General features: G+C 53.5%; 1 protein-coding gene. It reads right to left on the bottom strand.

Going from position 1 to position 387, the window contains the following annotated elements; translation table 11 throughout:
- Positions 1 to 387: hypothetical protein (locus tag WCE05_RS26375; RefSeq protein WP_368816892.1), on the bottom strand; the 387-nt coding region annotated here is incomplete at both ends.

The following is a 387-nucleotide window of genomic DNA, read 5'->3' as shown; positions in this document are numbered from 1 at the left end:
CCAATGGTCTGCGGCGTGCGCTGTCCCATATCAATCTGCGGATTAAGACGCTGATACAATTTCGCCAACGCTTCCGAGAAGGTCAGACGGTTGCTGTTAAACAGATCCTGATGCTGCTCGTGCTGTTCAGAGAGCACATCCAGCAGCATGGCGTGCGTTTCACGCACGTTCACGTTGAGGCGCACGCTGTTCACCTGACCAAACGATACGTTCTGCAACCCCTGGTTGAGCATACGGATACGGTTCTGCTCGCGCTGAATGGTTTTGCGAATGATGTTCGCCACGCTGCGGGAACTGATCGCCAGTTTCTGTTCACGGGAGGTTAATTCTTCGGTCAGACGGCTAAGTTCGATCTCCATCTGTTCGATAGCTTCCACCGGATCATCG

The sequence above is a fragment of the Pseudomonas sp. I2 genome (assembly GCF_040984075.1).
Lineage (GTDB): Bacteria > Pseudomonadota > Gammaproteobacteria > Pseudomonadales > Pseudomonadaceae > Aquipseudomonas > Aquipseudomonas guariconensis_B.
The sequence above is the reverse complement of the archived record's forward strand: the minus strand, read 5'-3'. Positions and strand labels throughout refer to the sequence as shown.